This window comes from Sphingomonas aquatilis, from assembly GCF_014196115.1.
Classification (GTDB): domain Bacteria; phylum Pseudomonadota; class Alphaproteobacteria; order Sphingomonadales; family Sphingomonadaceae; genus Sphingomonas; species Sphingomonas aquatilis.
On record NZ_JACIDB010000002.1, the window covers coordinates 323,457 to 349,345 of the forward strand.

The window sequence follows — 25,889 nt, forward strand, 5'->3', positions numbered from 1 at the left end:
TAAAGCGGGCCGTCCTGATGACGACGGTCGATCCGCTGGCGCTGTGTTGGCGCGAAATGTCCGATCTCGGCAATGCCGAGCGGCTGGAAGTCCGCGCCGGGGGCAAGCTGGTCCATGTACGGGAATGGGGATGGGTCGCCTATAACGGCATCCGCTGGTCGGCCGAGGATGGGCAGCGGCTGGCGATGCTGAAGACCCATGAGGTCGCGCGGGGTATCCGCGACGAAATTGCCGCCCTGGCCGAAGTGCCGGACGAGGAATTGCGCTCCCGCTTCGGCGAATGGTGCACGACCGAACGCCGGCAGGATCGGGTCATCAACCTGCATAAGCATGCGGTGCAGAGCGGGAATGCGAGCAAGGCGACGGCGATGCTGGCGCAGGCTGCGACGCTCGACGAGCTCAACCGGCGGATGGACGATTTCGACGGTGACTTGCTGGTCGTAAACACGTCGAATCGCACGCTGCGGTTTCGGCGCACCAAGGATGCGCCCGAGGGGAAGCGTTGGCACATCATCGATGCGCCGCACGATCCGGCCGATCTGCTGACACGGGCCATGACGTGCGATTATGATCCCAAGGCGGAGGCGCCGGGCTGGCATAAGCATCTGACGACGGTGCTGCCCGATCCCGCCGTTCGGGACTATTTCCAGCAGGTCATTGGCTATGCCCTGTCCGGTTTGACGGTCGAACAGTGCATGTTCATGCTGCAGGGCAAAGGCGGCGACGGCAAGTCGACCACCATGAACATCCTGCGCGAGCTGATGGGCGGCTATGGCGTGGCGGCCGACGTACAGACGTTCATGGCGGCCGGGCAGCGATCCGGCGCCGATGCCACCCCCGACCTTGTCCGGCTGGCCGGCGATACTCGCCTCGTCTGCACGCAGGAGCCAAAGCGCGGGTCTGCAATCGACGAACAGCGCATCAAGCAATTCACCGGCGGCTCGCCGATCCAGGCGCGGGCCAATTATGGCGACGCGTTCGAGTTCAAAGCGCGGGGCAAGCTATTCATGGAATGCAACAGCCGGCCGCGCATTTCCGGGGACGACGACGGCATATGGCGCCGCATCGTCATCATCCTGTTCCCTCACCAGTTCAAAGGTGCGGCGATCGACAAGGGTGTCGAGGATCGGCTGTTGGCGGAAGGGCCAGGCATCCTGAATTGGATGCTGGAAGGGCTGCGCCTCTGGCTTGAGGCTGGGCGCTTGGTGCAGCCGCCGTCGGTCGCCGAGGCTGTCGAGGAGTACCGCCGTTCGGCAAACCCTTTCGGGGAATGGATGGCGGCGCGCGTCGACACCAGCGATCCGAACGTGCTGACGCTCTCAAGCTCCCTCTATAACGACTATAAGTCGTGGTGCGAGGCCGAGGGCGTCAGCGACCGCGAACTGATGAACAGCACGGCGTTCGGCCGCGCGCTGGGCGACCGGCAAATCCTGCTCGGACCGAAGGACGGGAAGGGGCTGAAACGGCGCCGTGGGGCGCGGTTGCGCGATAACGACGCACCGCTATCCGCTGCCGCCGACAGCGCACCCAGCATGCCCGCGTCGCCAGACAGTGGTGCATATGACGATCCGTTCGACATACCGTAGGCACCCCGGGCACCGCCGAAGCGGCAGGTGAGAACGGATAGTCTACGGACAGTTGGGTGAGACTATCCGTATTTCAAAGGCGAGCGGCTTCGAGAGGCAGAAATGAGGCCATGGGTCAAGATGAAATATAGCCTTCACGCCGATTAGAAACTGTCCGGCTGTCCGTTTACTGTCCGTTGCCGTGAACCCCGGAAAAGCTGGGTTTACGGACAGTACGGATAGTACGGACACTTACGCCAACACCTTTCCATATGTGCGCCTGTGCATGCGCGATAATGCTTATACTATCCGACTATCCGTAAGAGAGAACCAATGGATAATCATCAAGAATGGACCTTCGATCTGGTCGTGGAGCGGTTAATCGAAGCATGGGGCTTTATGTGGCGCATGCCGGATCGGGAGGCCGGTTGGCTGCGGGCGCCGCAAGCCGGAGCGATATACCAGCGCGGCGTGCTCACCCGGCAGGAAGCATGGGCGCTCTACCAGTTGGACAGCGACGACTATGACCGGGATGCGCTGCCGAAGCTACCCGGTCTGCGCACTGCGGAGGTCGATCGCATGGATGAAGCGCTGGGTTGGATCGAATGGGTCGATCCGGCGCACCGTCGATTGGTCGGTCTCGTTCTGCAATCCATGCACCGGGGCGACGAAGCGGAGGTGCCGTGGGGGCGCATCGCGAAGCGGATAGGTTGGGCCGGGCACCCCGATACGCTGTCGAAGCGGTGGAGCCGTTCCATCACGCGCATCGCCCAACGCCTTGCACGGGCAGGAAATGGCGGATTTCCGCACCTAGAGGGCGTCAACCCCTGGAATGCTCTAGGGGTCAAATAAACAATTCGGTCTCTAGGGGTCTGTGGCCCTATTCAGATCTAGGTTTGGCGAAACGTGCATCCCCCGGCGGATTGTCTAACCCTCTCCCTGCACCTCACGGCGGGCGGCGCGGCTTCGGCCACGGCGCCCGTCGTCGTTTTGACGCTCGGGCAGGGATGCACCCGCCCCCTCGCGGGTCCCTTCCGGGGGGCGCCGTGTATTGCGGTGTGGCTGAGCGCGTGATGTCGGTGTTCAGGGGCGATTTTGCATTATGAACTTCGTGAACTGAACTGGTTCACGGGCGTGAACGGGACGCGATTATGACGCTGATGACCAAGGGGCAGTTCGCTGCGCACCGTGGCGTCGGCAAGTCGGCGGTGTCGAACTGGGCAGCCAAGCAACTGCTCGTGATGGGCGAATGCCCTGGCACCGGTAAGCTTCTCGTCGATGTCGAGCGGACCGAAGCGCGCATCAACACACGCATCGATCCAATGCGCGGGCGTCCCGCCGCCAATCTGCCCATGGTCGCATCCCCGGCGGCTGAAGAGTTCGGTGACACTGCCGAACCCGCGCTGTCGGGCCGTAGCGTTGCCAAGGTCCGCGCGGAGCTTGCTGAAGAAAATCTGATTACGCTGCGGCTGAAGAATGCGGAGCGGGCGGGTGAGTTGGGGCCGCGGATCGAACTGGATCGGCGCGGGGCCGAGCTGGGTCGCGTTGCGCGTGAGCGCATGCAGGCGATGTTTCGAGCAATCGCCGAACGTCTGGCTGCAGAGCGGGACGTACGCAATGTGATGGCGATCGGCAGCGCCGAGATCGATCGCGTCTTCGCCGAACTGGCGAATGACGTCGAGGCGGGCAAGTTGTCCGAGGTTGATGAGCCGGACGATGCGGCAATCGAGAACGAAATGGAGGCGGCAGCCGCGGAGGTATGATGGCGTTCGACTATGATCGCTTCGGCAGCGTTGCCGGCGACGCGATCCGTGCGAACGCTGAGGGCCTCGACCGGGCGATAGCGTCGGGCCTTCGGCCGCCTCCGCGCATGTCGGTTGCCACTTGGGCCAGCCGCTTTCGTCGTTTTGCTGATGATGATCCGTTGCCGGGGCCATGGCGGCATGAGACGGCTCCTGAGCTCGTCGAGATCATGGATGCGCTGACGCCGGACGATCCTTGCGAGGAAGCCGACATCATCAAATGCGCCCAGTCGGGCGGGTCGGCTTCGGCAGAGTGCTGGATCGGATTCATATCCGACCTCGCGCCCGGGCCAATGTTGTTTGTGCAGGCGACGCTGACCGCGGCGCTGGCCTGGGCGGCGGAAAAGTTCTGGCCGATGGTCGAGAACACGCCGCGGCTCAACCCGGAGCGGGGTGGCACGATCCGCGCCCTCGGCACTCCCGATGGCGACGGGTCGACCAAGGGCAAGATCAGGTTCAGCCGTTCGAACGGCTTCGTTCTGCTAGCTGGTGCCAGCTCGGCCGCTTCGCTGCGGCAGCGCACGGTCCGCTACGCCGTAGAGGACGATCTCGACCAGTTCCCTGACGACCTCGACGGGCAGGGATCGCCCGAGACGATGGTCGATCAGCGTTTGAAGGTCTGGCGCCGGCAGGGACTGTCCAAGCGGCTGAAGATCTCGACGCCGACGATCAAAGGCACGAGCAAGATCGGCCGCGCCTACGCGACCTCGGACCGGCGCCGCTACTATCTGGCCTGCCCCGAGTGCGGCAGCCGTTTCGTGCCGGAGTGGGATGACATCCGGTGGCCGGACGGCAAACCGGCGGAGGCGCACCTCATCCCGCCATGCTGCGGGTTTGACCATATCGAGCACTGGCAAAAGGCGCTGATGAAGCGCCCCGACGGATGGCTGTCGATGGAGATCGACGACGAACCGGTGCCGCGGGTGCTCACCGAAGAAGAATTCCAGGCTGCCCGTGGGCGGATGCCGGCCAGTGTGAAGCGCGGCTTCCATCTGACCGGCATCATTTCATCGTTTCAGACATGGGCGGACATGGCGGTGTCGTTCGTCGCTGCGCTTGGCGACCTCAACAAGATGAAGTCGTGGACCAATCTGGTGCATGGGTTCGAGTTCGAGTTGAAAGGCGGGACGCCCGATTACGAGAAGCTGAAGGAACTGCGCGAGCCGGGCTGGGGGCCGCGGCAGATGGCAGCGATGCCTTTCGGCCCGCTCGTCATCACTATGGGCGTCGACGTCCAGGGCGACGGCGTCTACCTCGAGCTCGTAGGCTGGGGGCCGAACGCGGAAAGCTGGACGCTCGATGCCCGCTTCCTGCCGGGCGCGACGGACGTGAAGGGCGAAGGCGCCTGGGTCGACCTCGACACCTACGCCCGGCGACGCATTCGATTTCCCGGCGGCCGCAAGTTCGGTATCGACCAGATCTGCGTCGACGCCGGCTACAACACCGAGGCCGCCGAGGCATTCTGCCGTGCGCATCCCAACCGGCTCGCCGTGTTCGGCCGCGCTGGTTGGACGTTGCCGATCCTCGGGCGCGGCGAAAACCTGCGCTACGAGCAGCAGGGCAGCCGGGCTGGTCAGGCAAAGAAGCGTGCCGAGGACAAGGCGTACATCGTCGGCACGTTCGGCATCAAACTCGGCTGGTACGGTTTCCTACGTAATTCGCTGAATGCCTATGCGGAGGAAATTGCCGGCGCGCTGACGGCAGTTCGGGGGCGCGTCCATTTCAATATGGACCTGCCAGACGACTATTTCGAGCAGGTTACGGCTGAAACGGTCATCACAGAGACGGTTGGGGGGCAGCCGCGCAGGGTGTGGAAACCGCTCGCCGGCCGCCCGAACCACTGGCTGGACTGCCGTGTCTACAACACCGCGGCGCAGGAAAAGCTGATGCTCGACACCCTCACAGACGCCGACTGGGCGGCGCTGCGGGTCGAGCGATACGCCGAGGCGGATCAGGCACAGGGCGGTCTGTTCGACGGCCCTGTCCATGTCGCGCCAACGCAAGCGATGCCGGCCGAAGATGCGGCCGGCGTGCAGCACGAAACAACCGCCGGGGACACCTACCTCGGCACAAATACAGGATGGCTGTGATGCCCGCACCGGATTTTGCGATGGAGATTGCCGAACTGGAGCGCGGCCTGGGCTCCGGCGTTGCGCGCATCGAGAGCGAGGGCGAGAGCATCACGTATCGCGGCGTGAAGGACATCACGTCGGCGCTGAGCTACTTTCAGCAGCGTGCGGCCGCCGTGCCTGCCGGCGTCGCCCGTTCGGCAAGCACCTACGCCGCATACGATCCGGACTGATCATGGGCCTCGGCGAGATCATCGACAGCGCGATCGAGCCGTTCGCGCCGCGCTGGGCCGCGTCCCGCACGTCGGCACGCATCGGTCTGGCGGCTGTCCGCCAGTATGACGCCGCGACGCGCGGACGGCGCACCAAGGGCTGGAAGCGCCCGAGCAGCTCGGCGGACAGCGAAAATGCGCAGGGCCTTGTCCTGCTGCGCAACGGTGCGCAGGATCTTGTGCGCAACAACAAATACGCCGCTGCCGGCGTCCGCCAGATCGTCGCGAACATGATCGGCGACGGCATCGCCGTGCAGCTGCGCCACGACGATCCGATCTTGCAGCGCACCGCGCAGGATGACTGGGATCGCTGGGCCGAGAGCAAGGTCGACGGCAACGGCGACTTCTACGAGCATCAGAAGCTGACCGGCCGTAGCGTCGTCGTCGGCGGGGAATCGCTCACCACCTGGCACGCCGATCGAGACGGTCCGAACGCAAGGATCGAGGGGCTGGAGGGGGATTACCTCGACATGTCCCGCACCGCGGCCACCACCGCCGGCGGTCGCATCGTGCAGGGCGTCGAGTTCGACGCGGATCGGGCTCGGTCGGCCTATTGGCTGTTCGCCGAGCATCCGGGCGACGTGCTGTTCGGCGGGGCGAGCCAGTCGGCGCCGACGCCCGCCGAGCATGTCGATCACGTCTTCGAACGGCTCCGGTGGAGCCAGACCCGCGGCGTCTCCTGGCTGTCGTCGGTCGCGATGACGCTGCGTGACATCGGCGACATCGAGGACGCCGTCCGCATGCAGCAGAAGGTGCAGGCGTGCCTCGGCCTCATCATCACGCCGGGTGAGGGCAATGTTGGATCCCCAATGGCGGCGAACGGAAGCAAGGCCGACGAAGCGGGCCGGCCGGTCGAGACGCTGTCGCCGGGCTTCATCATGCGGGCGCGGCCGGGCGAGACGGTCAACACCCTCAACCCGACCCAGTCGGGCGGCGCCGTTGAGTTCATCCGCCAGCAGATGGCGGCGGTCTCCGCCAATATGGCGCCCTACCACCTAATGACGGGCGACGTCAGCCAGGCCAATTATTCGAGCCTGCGCGCGGCGATGCTGGGCCACTGGGCGCTGCTCGACGACTGGCAGCAGAACGTCATCATCCCGCACCTCATCCGGCCGGCGGTCGACCGACGCATGCGGCGGCTCGCGCTGCGCACCGGGAAGCGCCAATATGAGGCGATGAAGGTCAGCTACGCGCTGCCCGTCCGCCGGTTCGTCGACCCCGTGAAGGACCTCATGGGCGAGCTAATCGAGATCCGTAGCGGCTTGAAGCTGCTGAGCCGTTCGCTTGCCGAGCGCGGCATCAACGCCGAGGAGCATCTGCGCGAGATCGCCAAGCTCAATGAGCAGATCGATACGCTCGGTCTCGCCCTCGACAGCGATCCCCGCCGGGTCACCGACAGCGGCGTGCTGCAGGCGGCGGCCGGTTACCTCGCCCCCAAGACCGACGCCGCCCAGGCGGCCTGAAACCACAGGAGCAACACCATGTCCGATGACCGCTCGGCCGAGCCGAAGCGGGTCGCGCCCACGCGCGACCTCAAGCCCGGTGACAGCGTCGCCGCTGGTGACAAGCGCGCGCCGCGGCCGGAGGGGCCCGCTCGCCACATGACGCGCGAGGCGCCGCCTGCCGGCAGCAACGGCGAGCGTGGCGCGCCCCCGCCGTCGCGCGGCGCGCGTGCGGCGGCCTTCACCGGTTCGTCCTACGATGCCGCCGCGCGCACGATCGAAGCGGTCTTTTCGGCCGGGTCCCCCGTGGTGCGCTGGTTCGGCACCGAACAGCTGGCGGTTTCGCCCGACGCAATCGACCTCGCCCGCGTCGGCGCCAACCTCTGCCCGTTCCTCAACGCGCACAACGCCTACGACGTCGAGGGCGTCCTCGGCCGCGTGATCGAAGCGCGTATCGACGGCGCGCAGCTGGTCGGCACCATCCAGTTCGCCGACACTGATGCCGGCCGCAACGCCGAGGGCATGGTCTCGCGCGGCGAAGTGACCGGCATCTCCATCGGCTACAATGTCCGCACCTGGACGCTCACCGAGCAGACCGACGACGCCGACACGTGGACGGCGACGCGCTGGGAATTGCTCGAGGTGAGCCTCGTCCCCGTTCCCGCAGATCCGGCCGCCGGGGTCCGATCTGCACCTGGCACCACCATTCCCGGCAATACCCAAGAGGATAACGATATGCGACGCAACCTCCCTGGCGCGGCTGCGGCCGCGCTCGCCACCACCAGCCCGGCCGCGGTCGCTGCAGCCGATCAGACGCGCGCCGAACCGGCCTCGACGGCCACGCCTGCGCCGACGCCGACCGTAACGCGCTTCTCGACCATCGAAGCGCTTAACTTTATCGATCAGATGCGCACCTTCGGCGTCGAGACCCGCGCGCGCGAGCTCGTTGACCAGAATGTGCGGGGCGAGATCGGCACCGACGCTGTGCGCGACGCCGCAATGCAGGCTGCTGCCGAAGCGCAGCGCGCTGCGACCGGCGGCACCCGCGCAACGCCCGGCTTCGGCGCCAACGGCCGGCAGGAGGAAGGCTCGCGCAACGCGATCGCCGATGCGCTGGTCGCCCGCACCCTGCGCGAGCAGCCGAACGACGCCGCCCGCGAGTTCATGGGTATGCGCCTGCTCGAAATCGCCGCCACGCGCGCAGGCCTGTCGCCGCGCGAGCGCGATCCGATCACCATCCTGCGCGCCGCGCACACCAGTTCGGACTTCCCGATGCTGATGGAAACGGCGGGCAACCGCGTGCTTCTCGCCCGTTACAATGCCGCGGAGCCGACCTATCGCGACATCGCGGCACGTCGCGATCTCACCGACTTCAAGCCGACGAACCTGCTGCGCGTCGGCGACTTCCCGACGCTGCTGCCCTACGCCGAGGACGGCGAGATCAAGGCCGGCACGATCGGTGAGGGCAAGGAACAGGTGATCCTCGGCTCCTACGGCCGCATCCTGCGCCTGTCGCGTCAGGCGATCGTCAATGACGATCTCGGTGCATTCGATCAGGTGTTCGGCTCGATCGGCCGGATGATTGCCCGTTTCGAGAACAACACCTTCTACGCCATGAAGGCGCAGAATGGCGGCCTCGGGCCAAAGCTGTCGGACGGTAAGCCGGTGTTCGACGTCGCGCACGGAAACCTGGGTACCGGTGCGGCCGCGGTCGATATGACGATCGAAAGCCTCGGTGCCGGTCGCGCATCGATCCGTAGCCAGAAGGACGCGGACGGGCAGCTGCTCAACATTGCGCCGACCCGCGTGCTGGTCGGGCCGCAGATGGAGACTAAGGCCGAACAGCTGATTTCGCCGCTGCAGCCGCAGCAGGCGGGCAACGTCAACCCGTTCGCCGGTCGCCTCACCCCGACGGTCGACGGTACGATCCAGGGCAAGGCGTGGGAGCTCTACGCGGACCCCAACGACGTGCCGACCTTCGTCTACGGGTATCTCGCCGATGCGCCTGGGCCGCGCGTCCTGTCCGAGGAATCGTTCAACGTCGACGGCATGGCGTGGCGCGTCACCGAGGACTTCTACGCAGGTGCGGTCGATTACCGCGGCGCTTACCGCAACAACGGCGCGCAGTAAGCCTCAACATTACCACCGCCTCATGTGACCGGCCGGGCGCTTCCGCCCGCGCCGGATGGAGACCTATGTCATGAAGATCTTCGTACAGGAGGGCCACGCCCTCGATTTCGTCGCGCCCGCGGGCGGCGTGACCTCCGGTGTCCCTCTGCTGGTCGGCACCGTCCTGGTGATCCCGGCGACAACGGCGAAAGAAGGCGAGACCTTCGCCGGATGGATCGAGGGCGTCTATACGCTCCCGTGCGCAACCGGCACTGCATGGGCGACACCCTGCCTGCCGATCTACTGGGATGACGCCAATAAGCGTGTCACCACAACGGCGAACGGTAATACCAAGATCGGCATGACCGGCGCGGCCAAGGTGGCGGCGGACGCGGCCGGCAACGTCAAGCTGATCCCGACGGTCTGATCATGCCCGGCTTCCCCGAACACCGGCGGGCGCTGACCGACGCCGCGTTCGCCACGTTCGGGGAAGACGCGGCATGGTCCGGTCGCGCGCAGTCGGTCCGCGTGCGCGTCAGAGGCAAGGACGAAGACGATCGTTTTGGATCGGTTAGCCTCACCCGGCGTACCGTCGTCGTCCTTGTCCGCAGCTGGGAGCTGACGCCGGCGCAAGGCGACATCGTCATAATTTCAACTCCTGCTTTCGCCGGATCGTGGCGTGTGAAGGCGCGGCCGATGCGCGACGGCAAGGGCGTGTGGGTCTGCTCGGTGGAAGAGGTCGCATGACGGCCGCGAAGTTTGGCACGACCGGCTTTCGGGAACTGGATCGTCAGCTCCTGCGGCTGTCAGCCGGCGTCAGCGACGACGAGAAGCGCGCGGCGCTGCTTGAGGGCGGCGAGATCATCGCCACCGAGGCGCGACGCTTGGCGCCGTATCTGACCGGCTTGTTGCAGGAAAGCATTCTGGTCGTGGATGCGCGGGATGCGCGTGTCTACGGCAAGGTCAACCTGCCCGACATGTCGGTGTATGTCGGCCCCGTTGGTTCGACCGACGACGGCGACGTCTATTACGCGCGCTTTCAGGAATTCGGCTGGCGAGATAATCCCGGCAACCCCTTCATGCGTCCGGCTATCGCCACCAAGCGTCCGGAGGCCGAACTTGTCATCGCGCGACGACTGGGCGCGGCTGTCATCGGTGCGGTGCGATGACGATCGAGGAGGCGCTGACCGCACGGCTCGCTGACAGTCGCGATTTCGCGCCAATGCTCGCCGAACACGGCGGCTGGTCGTTGCGGCTGATTAACGTTCCTGGGCTGACACTTCGGATCATCAGCGACGCGCGGCCGCAGCACTACAAGGGGTTCCAATCCCTTCGCCCGACGATTGTACAGGCGGATATTTGGGCGGAGCGTGCCGACACCTGCGCGGCGTGCCGCGACCGGTTGATCGCCTTCCTCGTACCAGCTGCCGTGGTCGGCAGCGTGCGCTTCCAACGCGCCGACGTGACTGGCGTACGCTCGGGAACCGACTTCGATCGTACCGCCGACCCTTCCTCCTATCGCGACGCGCTGGCGCGCGCGTCGATCGATTTTCTCTTCCTCCACAACGCCTGAAGGAGCATTTCATGGACGCCAGCGGCAACAGCGAGGCACAGTCGGGCTACGGCACCGGCTTTTTCCTCACCCCTCCGGGGGGCGCGAAGACCGAAATCGACGAGGTGACCAAGGTCCCGTTCGCCGAAGAATCGGCGGAGACATTCGAAAAGACGCACTTCAAGTCGCCCGGGCGGCGCAAGGAATATGGCGTCGGCATGATCGAACCGGGCGAAGACACGCTGGAGATCAACTACATTCCCGGCAGCCCGACCGATGTGCTGTTGAGGGCCGCCCACAACTCGGGCAAGCCCCACGCCTACGAAACCTATTTGCCCGCGCCAGACGGAAAGTGGTGGAAAGTCTCAGGCTTCCTGATCGTCAAATCCCGCGGCCGTGCGATCCCGATGAATGATCGCATGACCCAAACGATCAACGTCCAGTTCACCGGGGCGTCGGACGAGGCCGCGGCCGCAGCGCAGCCGGTGAAGGCTGCCACCGGCGGCACCGGGGGCGCCTGATGATCGGGGAGCAGACGTTCGACGCCGCGGGGCAGCGCTGGACGCTGTTCCTCGGCAACGCGGCCCAGTGCGCGGTCGAGGAGCATTACGGAAAGGGGTTCTTCGGAGTCGTCGCCGATGCCATTCCGGACATCGATCCAGAAACGGCGTTTGCGATCGGCACCGCCATGTCGACCGGCAACCTCGATGGCCTGAGCATCGCCGCGATCGAAAAGATGCAGGCGGCCATGAAGACCGTGCGGCTTTCTGTGCTGCGCGATCTCGCGTGGTTCGGGCTGCGCCGTCATCATCCCGATGTGACCCTCGACGACGTCAGCGACATCGCCGACGATATCGGCCACGAGGCCTTCGGCGATATCATCGGCAAAGCGATCCGGGCTGCGCAAGGCAAGGGGGATGGCGATGACGCCGCCCCGGGAAAGCGCCGGACCCGCGCGAGCGGACCGACTGGGAAGACCTCGTCCGCGAATGGACGCGAGCGGGGTTCGAGCCTGCCAGCTTCTGGCACCAAACCCCGGCGAGCTACGCCGCGGCCCTCCGCGGAAGGCTGAAGGCGCGCAGCGATGACCTCGAACGCATTCTGTTCGGCGCATGGAAGGGTGAATTTTTCGCGCGCGAAGAGAAGCTGCGCGGTTTCGCCTATTACCTAAAGAAACTGACGGCCCCGGCTCCGAAGCGCTCCGATCGGCAGACGCCGCAGGAGATGCTCGCCGCCTATGCGTACCGCGCCGCGGCGGGGGCGCCCATCAAAATTGAATTGGTGGATCAGAGGGAGTGACCGGCGCGCGTGTGCTGCTATCGTCGCTCAACAATGGTTGGGAGGACCAAAATGCGCGTGATCACCTACGGTCTCTTACCAATGCTCGTGGGGTGCCAGCAGGTTCCGGGAACGGTCGATTACGACCTTCGTGCACGGATGGAAGAAGCCGTTAAAGGGCATCTTAAAGATCCAGAAAGTGCACAATTTTCGGATGTCTCGTATTATTCTGAACGCAATTTAGCATGCGGAATGGTTAACGCAAAAAATTCGCTCGGCGGGTATACTGGGCCAAAGGCATTCGCGTATATTGAAGGCGATGCCTATTCTACGGAGTGGGGCGCTGACCATAATAAATTTCTTCGGGCCAACCATGAATGTTTGGCTGAGCGTATAAAACAGCTCCGGGCCGAGAACCCCGGCGTGAAATTCGACGATCCCGGCCCCTTCCAACCCCTCAAATGACCTTGTCGAGTATGTCCCGAATGGCTTGAGGGCGGGATAAATGCATCTGAGGTTGTCGCGCGATCCATGCATCGAGCCTCTCGATCTGATCCGGCTGTAGGCGCACACCGACCAACTGCCCAACGCCGGTAGGCTTTGGACCGCGTTTCTTTGTTATCACGGTTTCTTGATCGTCCACGGAAACCGTGTTAACAAGGAAGCGAGCCGGACGGAAGCGCCAACTTCTGCCCGGCTCTAACCCATCGCACGGAAGGAACCCGATGCAACAGGCTGACAGAGCGGCTAGCATCCGCGCCGGTGACGCGTCACCGGGAAAGTTCGACGAAATTTCCACCCAAACGGTCGTGCTGGAGATTGCACAGATCGACACGATCGAGCCGCTCGCCGATCATGGCATCCGGCAGCTCGATCGTATCCGTACGCTGCTGCGCGCGGCGGACGAGGTGGCGGAAGAGGCATCGGGGCTGCAGGGCTACTGGTATCGTGAGTCAGGTTGGCAGTTTAGGCGTTTCAACCAGATCAGCTCGTTACTGGATTTGGTCGGTGACGAGGTCGAGCGCCTCGATAAGCTGTTGCATGCCGGGCGGCCGCAATGACCGCCGTTGCATTGCAGAGCTTTGGCTTCGGTGAGCAACTGGTCCGGGCGGTCGATCGCGATGGTATCGCGTGGTTCGTTGGCAACGATGTCTGCGCGGCGCTGGAGATCGGCAACGCCCGCGACGCGCTTCGCCGGTTGGAAGACGATGAGCGCGATGACGTCGGTATTACCGACGTCATCGGGAGGGTTCAGCAAACCACGGTCATCTCCGAATCCGGCATGTACGCGCTGGTGTTCACCAGCCGGAAGGAGGCGGCGAAGCGGTTCCGACGGTGGGTGACGCAGCAGGTGCTGCCGGCGCTGCGCACGACCGGGCGGTATGAGGTGATGCCGGCCGATACGGTCGAGCCGGTGCCCGTGCTGGAGACGCCCGACGAATTCGACGTGCTGCGCGCGCGTTTGCAGATGGTGCGCGAGGCGCGGATGGCGTTCGGCCTGTCCGCCGCGCGGCGCGCATGGCGCATCGTCGGTTTGCCCGAGTTGTCGGAGCGGATGGAGCAGGTCGTTCTGCCGATCGGAACCGTCGCGAACTTACATAGGTCGATCGGCGAATGGATGACCGCGCGGACTGAGGCGGCGCCTGGCCACCGTGAGCCGAGCCAAACACTGTATAACGATTATATCGGGTGGGCGCGGGCGGAAGGTTTCCCGGCCGGCGAGATCGTTAACCTGACCGCGTTCGGCCGCGCGCTGACCAATTGCGGGATTGGGTCGATCAAGTCGGATCGTGTTCACCGGATCGGGCTCAAGCTGGCGGCGTAATTTCGGCCCTATAGCAACATGGTGGCCGTCGGAGTGATCCGGCGGTCATTTTTTATTGGAGACCTAAGTTGCAGGCATTGCTGGCATCGCTCGTCGTCTCGATGGGCGTGAAGGATACTGCCTACAAGGCGGGGATGGCTGCCATGCGCGCCGAGACCAAGAGAACGGGGCAGGACGTTGAAAAGAGCACCGACGGCATGGCCAATGCCGTCGAGCGGACTGCGAAGCGGGTGAATGAAGCCGCGGTCCGCATCGCCGATGCCGTGGCCGAGGCGGGCCAGAAGGTCCGCACCACGGGGCTTGCCCTCACCGCGGGTTTGACGCTCGGCCTGGGGGGCATGGCAAAAGTGTCGAAGGACGCGGCCTCCGACTTTCAGGCGTCGATGAACGCCGTGCATGCGGCGCTGCTGGGTGCTTCTCCAGAGCAACTCGATAAGTTGCGCGCGGCCGCCCTGCAGATGGGGCCTGCCGTTGGGCGTAGTGCCACGGAAGCCGCCGGTGCGATCGAGGCGCTGGCGAAGAACGGTATGAGCGCAGCGGACATTCTCGCAGGTGGCCTGCAAAGCGCGCTGACGCTCGCCGTTGTTGGGCAAACCGACCTCAACGTCGCGGCAGACGCGACGACCGACATCATCCAGCAATTCGGCAAGTCAGCCGGCGATCTCCCGGAGATCGTCAACAAGATCACCGGCGCGCTCGACGTTTCCAAGATGGGGATGGATGACTACCGCCTTGCCATCGGGCAGGCCGGTGGTGTCGCGGGCGGCCTTGGTTATAGCTTCGACGACATGAACACAGCGCTTGCCGCAACCGCGTCCTACTTTCAGTCGGGATCGGACGCCGGCACTTCGTTCAAAACCTTCCTGACGACGCTCAATCCGCAGTCGAAGGAAGCGGAGCGGGTGCTGACCAAGCTCGGCGTCATCACCAAGGAAAATGGAAACGCCTTTTTCACCGCGGCCCACCAGGCGAAGCCGCTGGCGGAGATTGCCGAGGTCCTGCGACAGAAGTTCGGCAAGCTCAGCGATCGGTCGTTGCAGGACGCCATGACCACGGCGTTCGGGACGGACGCCATGCGCACTGGTATCGCGCTCATGAAGGAAGGCGCGGCCGGCATCAACGAGGTGCAGGCCAGCATCGACAAGGTGACAGCAGGCCAGAAGATGGCCGTGCTGCTCGATGGCGAGGCTGCGGCGACGCAAAGGCTGGCTGGCGCCTGGGAACAGCTGAAGATCGCTATCGGCGACGCCGGGATCATACAGGCTTTAACTTTGATCAAGACCACTACGGCGTCGGTGATCGGTGCGATCGCCGGGCTGCCGCGGTGGTTCATGATTATGGTCGTTTCCGCCGGCGCTGTTGCTGCTGCCACTGGTCCGCTCATCTTAGGACTCGGCGTGCTCGCAAAATACGCCATCCCATTCCTATTGCTGCGACTGGGTCCGCTGGCGCTTGGGTTTGCCGTTCTGATTAACCCCATGGGTGTCGTCATCAGGCTGCTAGCCCAACTCGCTCTGCAAGCAGGAGCCACCGCGATGCTTGGTGCGCTCGGCACGCGACTGTTGGCGCTGGCTGGCCCTATCGGCTTGGCCATCAGCCTGTTGACGATCTTGATCCCGCTTATGGGAAAGACGGCGGAGGCCTCGCAAGCGGCCCGCGATGCCGCGCTGAAGCTCGGCGATGCCAACGGTGCGGCGACCGAGACGGCGACCCGGCTTGCGACGGCCACGGGCAAGGCCCGGGACGAAGTGCTGTCGAAGGCGAAGGCCGATCGCGCCGGTGCCGCCGCGGCGATCGCGAGTGCCCGGGCCAACCTGGTCGCGGCCCGCGCTGAACTCGCGCGCGCTCAGGCGCAGGCCCCGAAGACAGGGTCGACGATCGGCACCGCCCTCGATCTGCTCGCCATGGGAGGCTTTGACCCGACGCTGCGCCTGCCGCGTCAGGGGCGCGTCGAGGATGCCCGTGTCGAGGTCGCACAGCGCGCCGCGAACGCCAAGGCGGCAGAGGACAACTTCCGCATCCTCGATGACGCGATCAATGGCGCGGAGGCGGCGGGCAAGGTCTCCAAGATCGACATGAACTTCGACGATCCCAAGAAGACGCCAAAGGGACCGAAGGGGCGCGACGCGGCCAAGGACGAGGCGAATTACCTCGACGAGCTCGGCCGCTCGCGCGTCGATCGCCTGCAGGCCGAGGCCGACCTCACCGGTAACGTCCGCGCCAGATACCGCGCCGACATAGCCAGCCTCGAGGAGGAGCGCGCGTCGTATGTCCGTCAGGTCGCGGTCGACAAGGGCCTTGACGATGCCGAACGCGCGAAGCTGATCGCGGCGAAGGATCAGGTGATCGAACGGCGTCGCGACGTCGCCCAACAGGCGCTGACCGTCGCGCTGGCCCAGGAGGACTATGACCTAGCGAAGGCAAAGAACGATGCCGCGCAGGAGGAAGTCCGCGCCTCGATCGACGCGGCGGACAGCGTCGCCGCACGGCGCGACGGCGAGCTGCGACTGCTCGAACTCCAGCGTCAGCAGGAGGAAGCGGATCTCGACCTCATTCTCGCGACGAAGGCGACGGGATCGGCGGAATGGAGCAATGCCGCGGCCCGCAAGGCAGCGCTCGACGGCGTTTACGCGCAGCGGCGGGAAGCCGCGATGCGCGGCAACGAAACTTCGGCGCAGACCTTCATGCGCCAGATCAACATGTCGGGCGATGCGATGCGGGAAAGCGTCGAAAACGCAGGTGTATCGGCATTGCGCGATCTCAACAGCGAACTGACGGATGCCATCATGGGGGCAAAGAACCTCGGGGCGGCCTTCACGAACATGGGCCGCCGGATCATCGGGTCGCTGATCGACATCGCGTTGCAGCAGGCGATCATCAAGCCGCTCGCCAACAGTCTGTTTGGCGCAGGGGGTGGAGGTGGGTTATTCGCCTCGATCGGCCGCCTCTTCTCCGCGAAGTTCGGCGGAGCCCGCAAGTCGGGCGGCGGAATACAGGCCGGCAAGTGGTACAACGTCGGCGAGGACGGGCCGGAACGCTTCTACCCGGGGATCAGCGGCACGATCGTACCCAACGACGGCAAGGCGGCGCGCTCCGGTGTAGGAACCCAGTACATCGACATGCGCGGTGCCATGGTCGATCGCGATGTCTGGTCGGAGGTCGATCGCATCGCGAGCTTCCGGGCGGGTGAATCCTACAAGGCATCGGTTCAGCACACGCAGGAAACGATGGCGGGCGTCGCCCGGCAGCGCCTGTAATGGCGATCATCGCCGTGCCCGACGCGCTCGCAATCCGCCGCGTCGAATGGTCGTTCGATCGACCTGCTCAGGTGAACCGCTCGGGATGGACGATGCGTCGGCAGGTCGTGCAGCAGCCCGGGCCATCGCTGTGGAGCGCAACGGCGGAGCTTGCCGTCCGCTGCGGCACCGATGAATGGCTTGAGGCCGAGGCCTTTCTGATCGATCTCGAAGGTGCGATCAACACGTTCAGGCTGGAGGCGTCCGCTACCCCGCAGGCACGCGACGATTTGCTGCCTGCCGTCGATGGCGCTGGTCAATTCGGCCGCAGCCTGCGGTTACGCGGCGGGATAGCCGGTGAAGGCCTCAAGCGCGGGCACAAGCTGACGGTCAACGATCAGATGGTGTCGGTCTCGGCGCCCTTCGTCTTCAACGCGCAGGGGGTCGCAACCGTGTCGTTCAAGCCCTCGTTGCGGCAGTCGCCGCCCGACGGCGCGGCCGTCGAAGTCCGCCGGCCGTCCGTCTTGGTCGCGCTGTCGGACAGCGCTGTCGGGTGGACGGAGGATCTGGGCTCGGTCTTCCAGGCCAAGGCCCTGCAGCTGGAGGAGGCCTGGTGAGCTTTGACCCGGCAACTCTATCGATGCTCGGAGCGCCGGTCGTTCGGCCGCCGTTCCTCGTGTGGCTGGACATCCCGGGCGATCCGGTGAGGGCTACGACATGGGAGACCTCGCTCCGTCTTGCGGGGACCGGTGATCCAGACCTCGACGGTCAGCTGTTTTCGTCGATCGATCCGACGATGGGCAACGTGACCGGCGTGAAGCGCGCGACCGGAGGCACCGAGACCGTCGCGGTGACACTGTCGGGCATCGTGGGGCCGAATAGCGACCTGCTGAACATTCTCGGCGACGAGACGCAGTGGAAGGGCCGGGTAGCCCGGTTGTGGTTCCTGACGCTGAACGCCGACGGCAACCGGGTCGGTGCCGTAGTGCCGTTCTACACGGGCCGCATGGTCGGCTTCGCGATCTCGGGATCGCCGAAGGTGCAAACCGCCAAGGTGACGATCGAGACCTATCTCGCCTCGCTGACGTCCGCGTCCAACCGGACGTACCTCGATCAGGGTGACTTCGACCCTTCGGACCGGTCGGCGTCCTTGACGCTCGCCGTCGCCAATGGCGCGAAGGCCGGCTGATGCGGCTGCCCGACTGGGAGGTCCGCCTCGCTGCGTATCTTGTCGCGGTGGCGTCGGAGCCGCACGCCTACGGAAGCCACGACTGCGCGCTGCATGGGGCAAACGCGGTGCTGGCGCAGACCGGCCGCGATCACGGTGCGCCTTTCCGTGGCCGCTACCGAACGCAGCTTGGCGCGGCGCGGGCGCTGCGGAAATACGGCTCCGGAGACCTCGTCACGACGTTCGATCGGCATTTGGATGTCATCCCGCCGTCGCTCGCCCGCCGCGGGGACCTCGTTCTGGCGCAGGGCTCGGTCGGCGTGTGCATCGGGGGCGACGCGATGTTCGCCGGCGCGGACGGATTGGAGCGAATCGCGCGTCTGGAATGGTCGCGCGCCTGGCGCGTGTAGCGAAAACTAGGGGGAACGAACTTGGGTAAGGTTATTGCCACGGTCGGCGTCGTCGTGGGCGCCGTCGCGCTTGCGGCGACCGGTATCGGGGCCATTGCCGCGCCTGCGCTTGCGGGTTCAGTCTCGTTCTTCGGCGTCAGCGCTTCGACGCTGCTGCTCGCCGGCACCGCGCTGCAGGCGGTCGGGCAGGCACTTATCAAGCGGCCGGAGGCCTCGACCTCGACCATGGACCGCCTAAATGCGAGCCTCGTCACCGACACGCCGCGGAAGATCGCCTTCGGCCGAACGGCGCTCAACACGGACCTGCGCTACCAGGAATGGTGGGGTGCCAACCAGGAATACTGCAGTCAGGTCTTCGTCGTCGCCTCGCACTGGTGCGAATCGATTGACGAGATCTGGCTGGACGACAAGCTCGCTTGGTCGTCGGCCGGCGGGGTGGCCGCGCCGTTCGCGGGCTACCTAGTCGTCCAACCCCGTCCGCAGGCGACATCCGGCTTGGCCTTCGCCGCGGGCTGGTCGGGGCGCTGGGGTGTAAACGCCTCGTTCGCGGGCTGCGCGACCCTTTATCTGCAGTTCAAGGTTACCGGAAACGGCAAGAAGGCGACCAGCCCGTTCGCCTCGTCGATCACGTCCCGCGTAACCGTGGTAGGCAAGGGAGCGCGGCTGCCGGATCCTCGCTTCGACAGCACTGCCGGTGGCAGCGGCGCTGTGCGCGTCAGTGATCAGTCGACATGGGCGTGGGCGCCGCAAGGATATGAGGTCGGCCGCAATCCCGCCCTCGCGTTGCTGTTCTACCTCGTGGGCTGGCGCATACAGAACCCGCAGACGGGCACTTGGACGCTGGCGGTCGGTCGCGGCATCCCGGTCGACCGTATCGACCTCGACAGCTTCATCACGGCGGCTAACCTCTGCGACGAGCCTGTGACGCGGGCCGATGGATCGATTGAGCCGCGCTACCGCTGCGACGGCACCTTCTCCGAAGGCGACGATCCGCCGCAGGTCATCGCGGGCTTCGAGGCGTGCATGAACGCCAAGCTGCGCGACAGCACTGGTCGGTTCTCGCTCCAGATTCTGCACAACGACCTCGCCACGCCGGTGGTCGACTTCACCGACGACGATGTCCTCGGTGACTTCACCTGGACGGCCGGCAACAACCTGAACGATCGCAAGAACCTCGTGCGCGGTCGCTACGTGGATCCGTCTGCGCTATACCAGCTGGTCGACTTTCCGGCGGTACGGCTCGCGTCACTCGACGGGATCGACCGCATCGACAGCGTGGATCTCGGTTTAGTCCAATCGCCATCGCAGGCGCAGCGGCTAGCCAAGCAGCGCCTGCAGCGCATGCAGTATCCCGGCGCATTCGGTGCTGAGTTCAACGCGCGCGGCTGGGCGGTGAAGGACGGTGACATCGTGCGCCTGACGTTCTCAGCGCTTGGCTTCGATAGGAAGCTGTTCCGGGTCGCCGAGGGTCTGATCGATCCAACCGGCGTCGTGCCGCTCGTCCTCGTCGAGGAGCACGCTGACATCTATGCATGGGACCAGTCGGAGACGGCGGCCGTGCAGGCCGCTGAGCCCAACAGGTTCGATCCGCTGCTGCTGCCGCTCGTGCAGGCTATCGATGACGCCGGCAAGACGGCCGAATGGCCGGCCATCGTCGGCGAGGGCAAGCCGGAAGACTACGCCACGAATAGCGCCGATCCGAATTCTCCGTTCGGCGACAGCACAGTGAAGGAAGCGGTAGCGAAGCTCGATCGGATCGTGCCGATCGAGACGCGGTTCGGTCCGATCGAGACCGACGTTTCCGCGCTGAAGGATGCCAGCGTCGAGGCGGATGCGGCGTTGAGCGCGCTCACGGGCCGAGTGGACGACAGTGCGAGCGATATCTCCGCGCTGAAGGACGCCGACGCGAAGACGGCCGAGGCTCTCGCCGATCTGGGCGGCGCCGTTGCCGATCAGGACGCCGCGCAGCGTCAGGTCGACGAGTCCATCGGCCGAATCGAGGAAGGCCTGTTGCGGACGCTGCTGGAAAGCGCTCGCACGCGTGACGTGCTGCGTGATGCCGGCATCGTCGTCGATCCCGCGACCGGTCAGGTTCGTATCTATGCCGTCGACCAGCTGAAGGATCGGACCGCCAGCGCCGAAGTCGCGATCGATGGCGTGAAGGGCCTCGTCGCCACCAAGGCCTCGGTCAATTTCGTCCAAGAGCAGATCGCCCTTGCGGTGCTCGATCCGGGGCAGGTCGCCGAGCTGGAGCCGATCATCGCCCGCCTCACGCAGGCGGAAAGCGCGATCGACGGCCTTAACGCCGCGGTCACGTTGAAGGCGTCCGTCGCCGAGCTGACCGCGCTCGCCGCCCGCACCCGCACCGCCGAGATCGACATCGATGCGATGAAGGGCGTGATCGCGCTGAAGGCGAACGCCGACGTCGTCGATCAGATCGGCTTGCGGACGTCGGAGATCGAGCAGACGTTGACCGCGCTGCCCGACACCGCCGGCCTCGTTGTCAGCGTCCGCCAGGCGCGCGGTGCCGCCGATGGCTCGGCCGATGCAATGCTGCGCTCGCTGCTGTCGGGTGAGACGGCCGCCAAATACCAGGTCAGCCAGCTCGCGCAGGCGCGGCAGGAACTGTCGACCCGGATGGACGACGGCTTCTCGGCTGCCGCGGTCGCGCGCACCGCGTTGTCGGCGAAGGTCGACGCCGCCAGCGCTCTGGCGCTGACGGAGGCCGAGGCGAGCGTCACGCGCGACGCGGCGCTGACGCGGCAGCTGACGGCACAGGGCCTGGTGCTCGACGGACAGACGGCCGCGATCGGCCGCCTCGACGAAGCGCGCATCGATGCCGCCGGTGGCATCGCGGGCGCGCAGATGACGATCCGTCAGATGCGTGGTGCGGCCGGTGAAAGCGACGAGGCGCTACTGCGGGCACTGGCGGCCGGCGAGACGTCGGCGCAGACCCGTGCGGCGCAGCTGGTCCAGATTCAGACCGACTTCACGACGACGCTCATAGCCGACAAGGCGGCATCGGCGATCGCGCAGCAGGCGATCCTGGCGCGCATGGGCGCTGCCGAGGCGGCGATAGTCACGACGTCGAAGGTGCTGGCGGATACAACCGGCGCCTACGGCAGCCGGATTAATGCGCTCGAACTCGCCTATGCCGACCCGGTGTCGGGGCAGGCTGCGACGCAGGTGCGGATCAACGCGGTCGAACGCGGCAGCGCGGAGGCCGACGCGGCGCTCGGCGAGCGCATCGATAGCGTCGACGCGATCGTGAACGACGCGCTGACAGGCCTGCCCGCTACCCGCGCGCAGTTGAGCGAGGGCCTGAAGACGGCGGCAGATCGCAATTCCGCGCTCGTCGAGCAATTCGAAGAGCTGCGCGCCGAGCTGGACGATCCCAACACCGGGCTGGCTGCTGCGATGGCGACGATCATCGCCAACAAGGCAGCGCAGGTCGCTGCCGACAAGGTGCAGACCGAACGGATCGACGCGCAGGGCGTGGTGCTGGACGACCAGGTCGCCGCGATCGGCCGGATCGACCGCGCTCTGATCGACAGCGCCGGCGGCATCGCCGGTACGCAAATGACAATTCGTCAGGTGACTGCCGCGGCGGACACCGACGCCGAGGCGCTGCTGCGCTCCATGGCGGCCGGCGAGATTGCCGGACAGACCCGCGCGGCGCAGCTGGTGCAGATCCAGACGGAGTTCACGACGAGGCTGATCGCCGGCGAGCTGTCGGAAGCGACTGCGCGGCAGGCGCTGCTCGCCCGCATGGGCCTCGCCGAGGCGGCGATCGTCAGCACCTCCAAGGCGGTCGCCGACGCGCAGAAGGCGTTCACCTCTCGGCAGGACGCGCTCGAAGCAGCGTTCAACGACGCGGCGACGGGGCTTGCGGCGACCCGCGCGCGCATCATCGCGCTGGAGGACCTCACCGCTGAGCAAAACCGCGTGACGGTCGAGCGGCTCGACCTGATGGATGCGCAGCTGCTCGATCCGACGACCGGTAAGCCGATCTCGGGCGCGACCATCGCGGCCGATCGCAAGGCTGCGGCCGATGCGGACAGCGCGCGCGTCACCGATATCGCGCAGCTGCGGGGCGACGTGTTTGACGGGCCTTCCGGCCTGCCGGCCGTATCCGGGCGGATCGATCGCGAGCGCGAACTCAGCCTCCAGCGCGACAATGCGCTCGGGATCGACGTCGACCGGCTTGCGGTCGAGATCCACGATCCTGACGATGGCCTTGCGGCCGCGCACGCCTCGATCGCGGCCGAGCGGCAAGCCAGCGTGACGCGGGACAACGCGAACGCGCAGGCGGTCCAGCAGGTGACGGCGCGCCTGGATGGCATTGGTGGCGTCGGCGTCGAGCAATCGATCGAGACGGTCGTCGATCGGCTTGGCGTTATCGAAGGGCGCTACACGGTCACGATCGATGCCAACGGCAACCTTACGGGCTTCCAGCTGATCGGGTCCGATGCTGGCCCGGGCACGCTCAACCTCATCAACACCGATCTGCGCATGGGTACGGGCCGGATCGTCCTCAACACCGGCAGCTTCATGCAGGTGCAGGGCCTCGGCTTCGGCAAGGACAGCGACCTCATCGAGTGGTTCGGGCCGACCATGGCGATCAGCCAATGTTCGCGGGCGAACGGCGTGACGTACAAGACGCTGACCGGCATCGCCTATTTCGGCGGGGGCTTGGCTGCCGGCGTCATCAAGAACGCGGTGCAGACCACCGATACTGCGTTCAACGCCGTGCTCGATAGCGGCGTGTTCGGCAGCAACGGCCGATCGCGCCGCGTCGTCGTCAGCTACAATTGGTCGCGGGTAGCGGAGATTCCGCGCGCTCAGGCTGCCGGCAACGGGACGATCAGCGCTCAGCTCCTCATCTATCGCGGCTCGACGCAGATCGGCGAACTCAACGTCGGCGGCAAATGGACGGCCACCGCCTACGGCGGATCCTCGAACCCTGCGCGCTACGAGGAAGACATGGGCGGAGCCGTCACCGTCAACGACAACTTCGGCGGGACGAGCGTCGTGTACCGCGTCGTCTTGGCCACCCGCACGCTGGGTCCCGGCCCCGCCTCCGCGCCAAGCTTCGACAGCCAGGCGCAAGTCATCTCGCTCATCCAGACCGAAGAATAACCCCGAAAGGACATCGACAATGTCATGGTATCGCGCCGGCACGGTTGCGGTGACGAATGGCGGCGCCATCGTCACTGGCACGAACACCGACTTCGTTTCGAACACGCAGGTGGGCGAAATCTTCGTCGGGCCCGACCTGAAGGTGTACGAGGTCGACGTCGTCACGTCGGCGACGCAGATCTCGATCAAGCCGCCGTATCAAAGTGCGTCAGGCGCCGGGCAGGCCTATGGGATCGCGCCGACGCAGAGCTTCGCACGCGACCTCGCGCTGGCCTTCGCCGGGTTCAAGAACACCTTCGGCGGGATCCTCGACACCATCGGGCAGGGCATGTTCCCGGATGGCACGCTGGCCGCGCCCGGCATTCGCTTCGCGGCCGATCAGGACACGGGTATCGCTCGCTCCCAGGCGAATACGCTTTTGCTGATCACCGGAGGCGTCGAGCGGGTAAGCGTCACGAGCGGTGGACTCGGGTTGCCTGGCTCAAGTTCGATCGGCTTTGCGCCCGCAGATCGCTTCGATTACCTGGGAAACAGCGTCGCCAATTACGGTGTGACCTTCGGGGTCAATCTGGGCGGCTCGCCCGCGACGGTTGTTGCAGGCTACGGCGCGGTTGTCATCGCGACCGGGTCGCAAGAGCGATTGCGTGTCGGCCAGTCCGGGGCGGTTGGCATCGGCACCGCTACGCCGGCAGCAAAGCTGCACGCCAATGAGGCCAGCGGCGTCCCCTGTTATGCGATGATCGGCAACCCGACCGGCATGACGCGCATCGGCGTTCGCAGCGACGGCGCCTCTCAGGTGCTCGCCTATTCCAACAATCAGCCGCTGATCTTCGGCAGCGACAACCTTGCAGGGACCGTCACGGAGTGGGGACGCTTCGACGCGACCGGGAATCTCCTAGCCGGGGTCAGCAGCGGAACTGCGCACACGTTTCAAAAGGCAAGCGGCATTGGCGGCGCAATCCTCAACATCGTAAACTGCGGAACGTTCTTCGGTTGCGATGCGACTGGCTTCAATGGTGCTGCGAGCGCGTTGAAGCTGTGGATGAATTCGACGACCGGCCGCTCGATCAGCGCTTCCGGCACGATCAATGCCAGCGGAGCCGACTATGCCGAATATGTCCGCAAGTCGCTGGCTTGCGGCACGATCCTGAAGGGGGACGTCTGCGGCATCGACAGCAACGGCCAGCTTACCCGCACTTGGGCGGACGCGCGCCGCTATGTCGTCAAATCGACCGATCCCAACCTCGTCGGCGGTGACACCTGGGCGGCGCACCTCGGTCCTCGTCCCGAGGCGCCTCTGTATGCCGCCCCGGCCTATGATGGCCCGGCCGAGCCGACCAAGCCGGTCGAGCCCGCCGCATTCGTGCCGCCGGTGATCGAGGTGCCGGTGCAGCCGGTCCGCGCCGATGGCGAGGACGACGAGGCCTATCTGCTGCGGCTCGCCGCGTTCCTCAACGACCGGAACGCCACGATCGCCATGGCGCAGGCGGCGGCTGACGCCCAGGTCGAAGCCGCCAAGGCGCAGGTCGCCTATGCCGCGGCCGTCGACCAGTATCAGGCGGACCTTGCCGCCTATCGTGACGCGCAGGCGGCATATCGCACCGCGGTCGACGCGGCCGAGGCGGCGCATGCCGTCGCGCTCGCCGCGCATGGCGAAGCGCTGACCGCCTGGGAGGCCGAGCTGGAAGCCGCCCGTCAGACGGTCGACCGCATCGCCTTCTCGGGGCAGGTGCCGGTCAACGTCGACCCGGACACGCTCGCGGCGTGCGAAGCGGCGTTGGGCGATGGCGTGGCGGTCTATCTCGTCGCGGTTGCCCGCGGCGCCGGCATCGGCGTCACCGCCGTGCGCGAAACCGACATGACGCTGCCGCTCTACATGCGCCGCCTCGGAGCCGTCTGGGCGATCCGCGACGGCCGCCCCTGGATCGACGTGCAGCACGGGTAAGGGACCGCCCACATGACGAACAGCATTCCTGCCGCCCGTGATCGCGCGGGCGGGGCGCCACGGTCGTGACAGGCGCA

At 65.9% G+C, this 25,889-nt stretch carries 22 protein-coding genes; all 22 read left to right on the forward strand.

Going from position 1 to position 25,889, the window contains the following annotated elements; genetic code table 11:
• Positions 1–17 precede the first annotated feature (17 nt).
• A complete protein-coding gene (locus GGR47_RS07555) occupies positions 18–1,586 on the forward strand; it encodes a DNA primase family protein (protein WP_147036052.1) in 1,569 nt (522 codons plus the stop codon).
• Positions 1,587–1,898: 312 nt separating this feature from the next.
• Positions 1,899–2,417 carry a DUF6362 family protein gene (locus GGR47_RS07560; protein WP_147036051.1) on the forward strand — a complete coding sequence of 173 codons (519 nt, stop codon included), beginning with the start codon at positions 1,899–1,901 and terminating at the stop codon, positions 2,415–2,417.
• A gap of 299 nt (positions 2,418–2,716) precedes the next feature.
• The gene (locus GGR47_RS07565) at positions 2,717–3,328 is read left to right on the forward strand and encodes a hypothetical protein (protein WP_147036050.1); all 612 of its coding nucleotides are present in this window, start codon (positions 2,717–2,719) and stop codon (positions 3,326–3,328) included.
• Positions 3,325–5,457: a phage terminase large subunit family protein gene (locus GGR47_RS07570; protein WP_244305033.1), complete on the forward strand. Its 2,133-nt coding sequence runs from the start codon at positions 3,325–3,327 to the stop codon at positions 5,455–5,457. Before GGR47_RS07565 ends, GGR47_RS07570 begins: the two co-directional genes overlap by 4 nt.
• The gene (locus GGR47_RS07575; RefSeq protein ID WP_147036049.1) at positions 5,457–5,669 is read left to right on the forward strand and encodes a hypothetical protein; all 213 of its coding nucleotides are present in this window, start codon (positions 5,457–5,459) and stop codon (positions 5,667–5,669) included. The genes GGR47_RS07570 and GGR47_RS07575 overlap by 1 nt, the downstream gene beginning before the upstream one ends.
• A 2-nt stretch (positions 5,670–5,671) precedes the next feature.
• The gene (locus tag GGR47_RS07580) at positions 5,672–7,171 is read left to right on the forward strand and encodes a phage portal protein (protein WP_147036048.1); all 1,500 of its coding nucleotides are present in this window, start codon (positions 5,672–5,674) and stop codon (positions 7,169–7,171) included.
• 18 nt (positions 7,172–7,189) lie between these two features.
• Entirely contained in the window at positions 7,190–9,280 is a 2,091-nt protein-coding gene (locus GGR47_RS07585; RefSeq protein WP_183949488.1) for a prohead protease/major capsid protein fusion protein, read from the forward strand.
• Between the two features lie 70 nt (positions 9,281–9,350).
• On the forward strand, positions 9,351–9,686 hold the full coding sequence (locus tag GGR47_RS07590) for a DUF2190 family protein (protein WP_147035315.1): 336 nt from the start codon (positions 9,351–9,353) through the stop codon (positions 9,684–9,686).
• Between the two features lie 2 nt (positions 9,687–9,688).
• The gene (locus tag GGR47_RS07595; protein ID WP_147035318.1) at positions 9,689–10,006 is read left to right on the forward strand and encodes a head-tail joining protein; all 318 of its coding nucleotides are present in this window, start codon (positions 9,689–9,691) and stop codon (positions 10,004–10,006) included.
• The gene (locus tag GGR47_RS07600) at positions 10,003–10,428 is read left to right on the forward strand and encodes an HK97-gp10 family putative phage morphogenesis protein (protein ID WP_147035320.1); all 426 of its coding nucleotides are present in this window, start codon (positions 10,003–10,005) and stop codon (positions 10,426–10,428) included. Before GGR47_RS07595 ends, GGR47_RS07600 begins: the two co-directional genes overlap by 4 nt.
• Complete coding sequence (locus tag GGR47_RS07605; RefSeq protein WP_147035321.1) at positions 10,425–10,832, forward strand: hypothetical protein; 408 nt, start codon at positions 10,425–10,427, stop codon at positions 10,830–10,832. Before GGR47_RS07600 ends, GGR47_RS07605 begins: the two co-directional genes overlap by 4 nt.
• Positions 10,833–10,843: 11 nt before the next feature.
• On the forward strand, positions 10,844–11,332 hold the full coding sequence (locus tag GGR47_RS07610) for a phage tail tube protein (RefSeq protein WP_147035323.1): 489 nt from the start codon (positions 10,844–10,846) through the stop codon (positions 11,330–11,332).
• On the forward strand, positions 11,332–11,883 hold the full coding sequence (locus GGR47_RS07615; protein ID WP_147035325.1) for a hypothetical protein: 552 nt from the start codon (positions 11,332–11,334) through the stop codon (positions 11,881–11,883). The genes GGR47_RS07610 and GGR47_RS07615 overlap by 1 nt, the downstream gene beginning before the upstream one ends.
• Before the next feature lie 278 nt (positions 11,884–12,161).
• A complete protein-coding gene (locus tag GGR47_RS07620) occupies positions 12,162–12,554 on the forward strand; it encodes a hypothetical protein (RefSeq protein WP_147035327.1) in 393 nt (130 codons plus the stop codon).
• A 260-nt stretch (positions 12,555–12,814) separates the two neighbouring features.
• Complete coding sequence (locus tag GGR47_RS07625; RefSeq protein ID WP_147035332.1) at positions 12,815–13,150, forward strand: hypothetical protein; 336 nt, start codon at positions 12,815–12,817, stop codon at positions 13,148–13,150.
• A complete protein-coding gene (locus tag GGR47_RS07630; RefSeq protein WP_147035333.1) occupies positions 13,147–13,914 on the forward strand; it encodes a BRO-N domain-containing protein in 768 nt (255 codons plus the stop codon). Before GGR47_RS07625 ends, GGR47_RS07630 begins: the two co-directional genes overlap by 4 nt.
• A 68-nt stretch (positions 13,915–13,982) precedes the next feature.
• Positions 13,983–17,171, forward strand: a complete 3,189-nt coding sequence (locus GGR47_RS07635; RefSeq protein ID WP_147035335.1) for a phage tail tape measure protein — start codon at positions 13,983–13,985, stop codon at positions 17,169–17,171.
• Positions 17,171–17,767, forward strand: a complete 597-nt coding sequence (locus GGR47_RS07640) for a hypothetical protein (protein ID WP_147035337.1) — start codon at positions 17,171–17,173, stop codon at positions 17,765–17,767. The genes GGR47_RS07635 and GGR47_RS07640 overlap by 1 nt, the downstream gene beginning before the upstream one ends.
• Entirely contained in the window at positions 17,764–18,339 is a 576-nt protein-coding gene (locus GGR47_RS07645; RefSeq protein WP_147035339.1) for a hypothetical protein, read from the forward strand. The genes GGR47_RS07640 and GGR47_RS07645 overlap by 4 nt, the downstream gene beginning before the upstream one ends.
• Positions 18,339–18,728 carry a DUF6950 family protein gene (locus tag GGR47_RS07650; protein ID WP_147035341.1) on the forward strand — a complete coding sequence of 130 codons (390 nt, stop codon included), beginning with the start codon at positions 18,339–18,341 and terminating at the stop codon, positions 18,726–18,728. The genes GGR47_RS07645 and GGR47_RS07650 overlap by 1 nt, the downstream gene beginning before the upstream one ends.
• Before the next feature lie 21 nt (positions 18,729–18,749).
• Positions 18,750–23,867: a hypothetical protein gene (locus GGR47_RS07655; protein ID WP_147035343.1), complete on the forward strand. Its 5,118-nt coding sequence runs from the start codon at positions 18,750–18,752 to the stop codon at positions 23,865–23,867.
• Between the two features lie 19 nt (positions 23,868–23,886).
• Entirely contained in the window at positions 23,887–25,812 is a 1,926-nt protein-coding gene (locus GGR47_RS07660) for a hypothetical protein (protein ID WP_147035344.1), read from the forward strand.
• Positions 25,813–25,889: the final 77 nt, after the last annotated feature.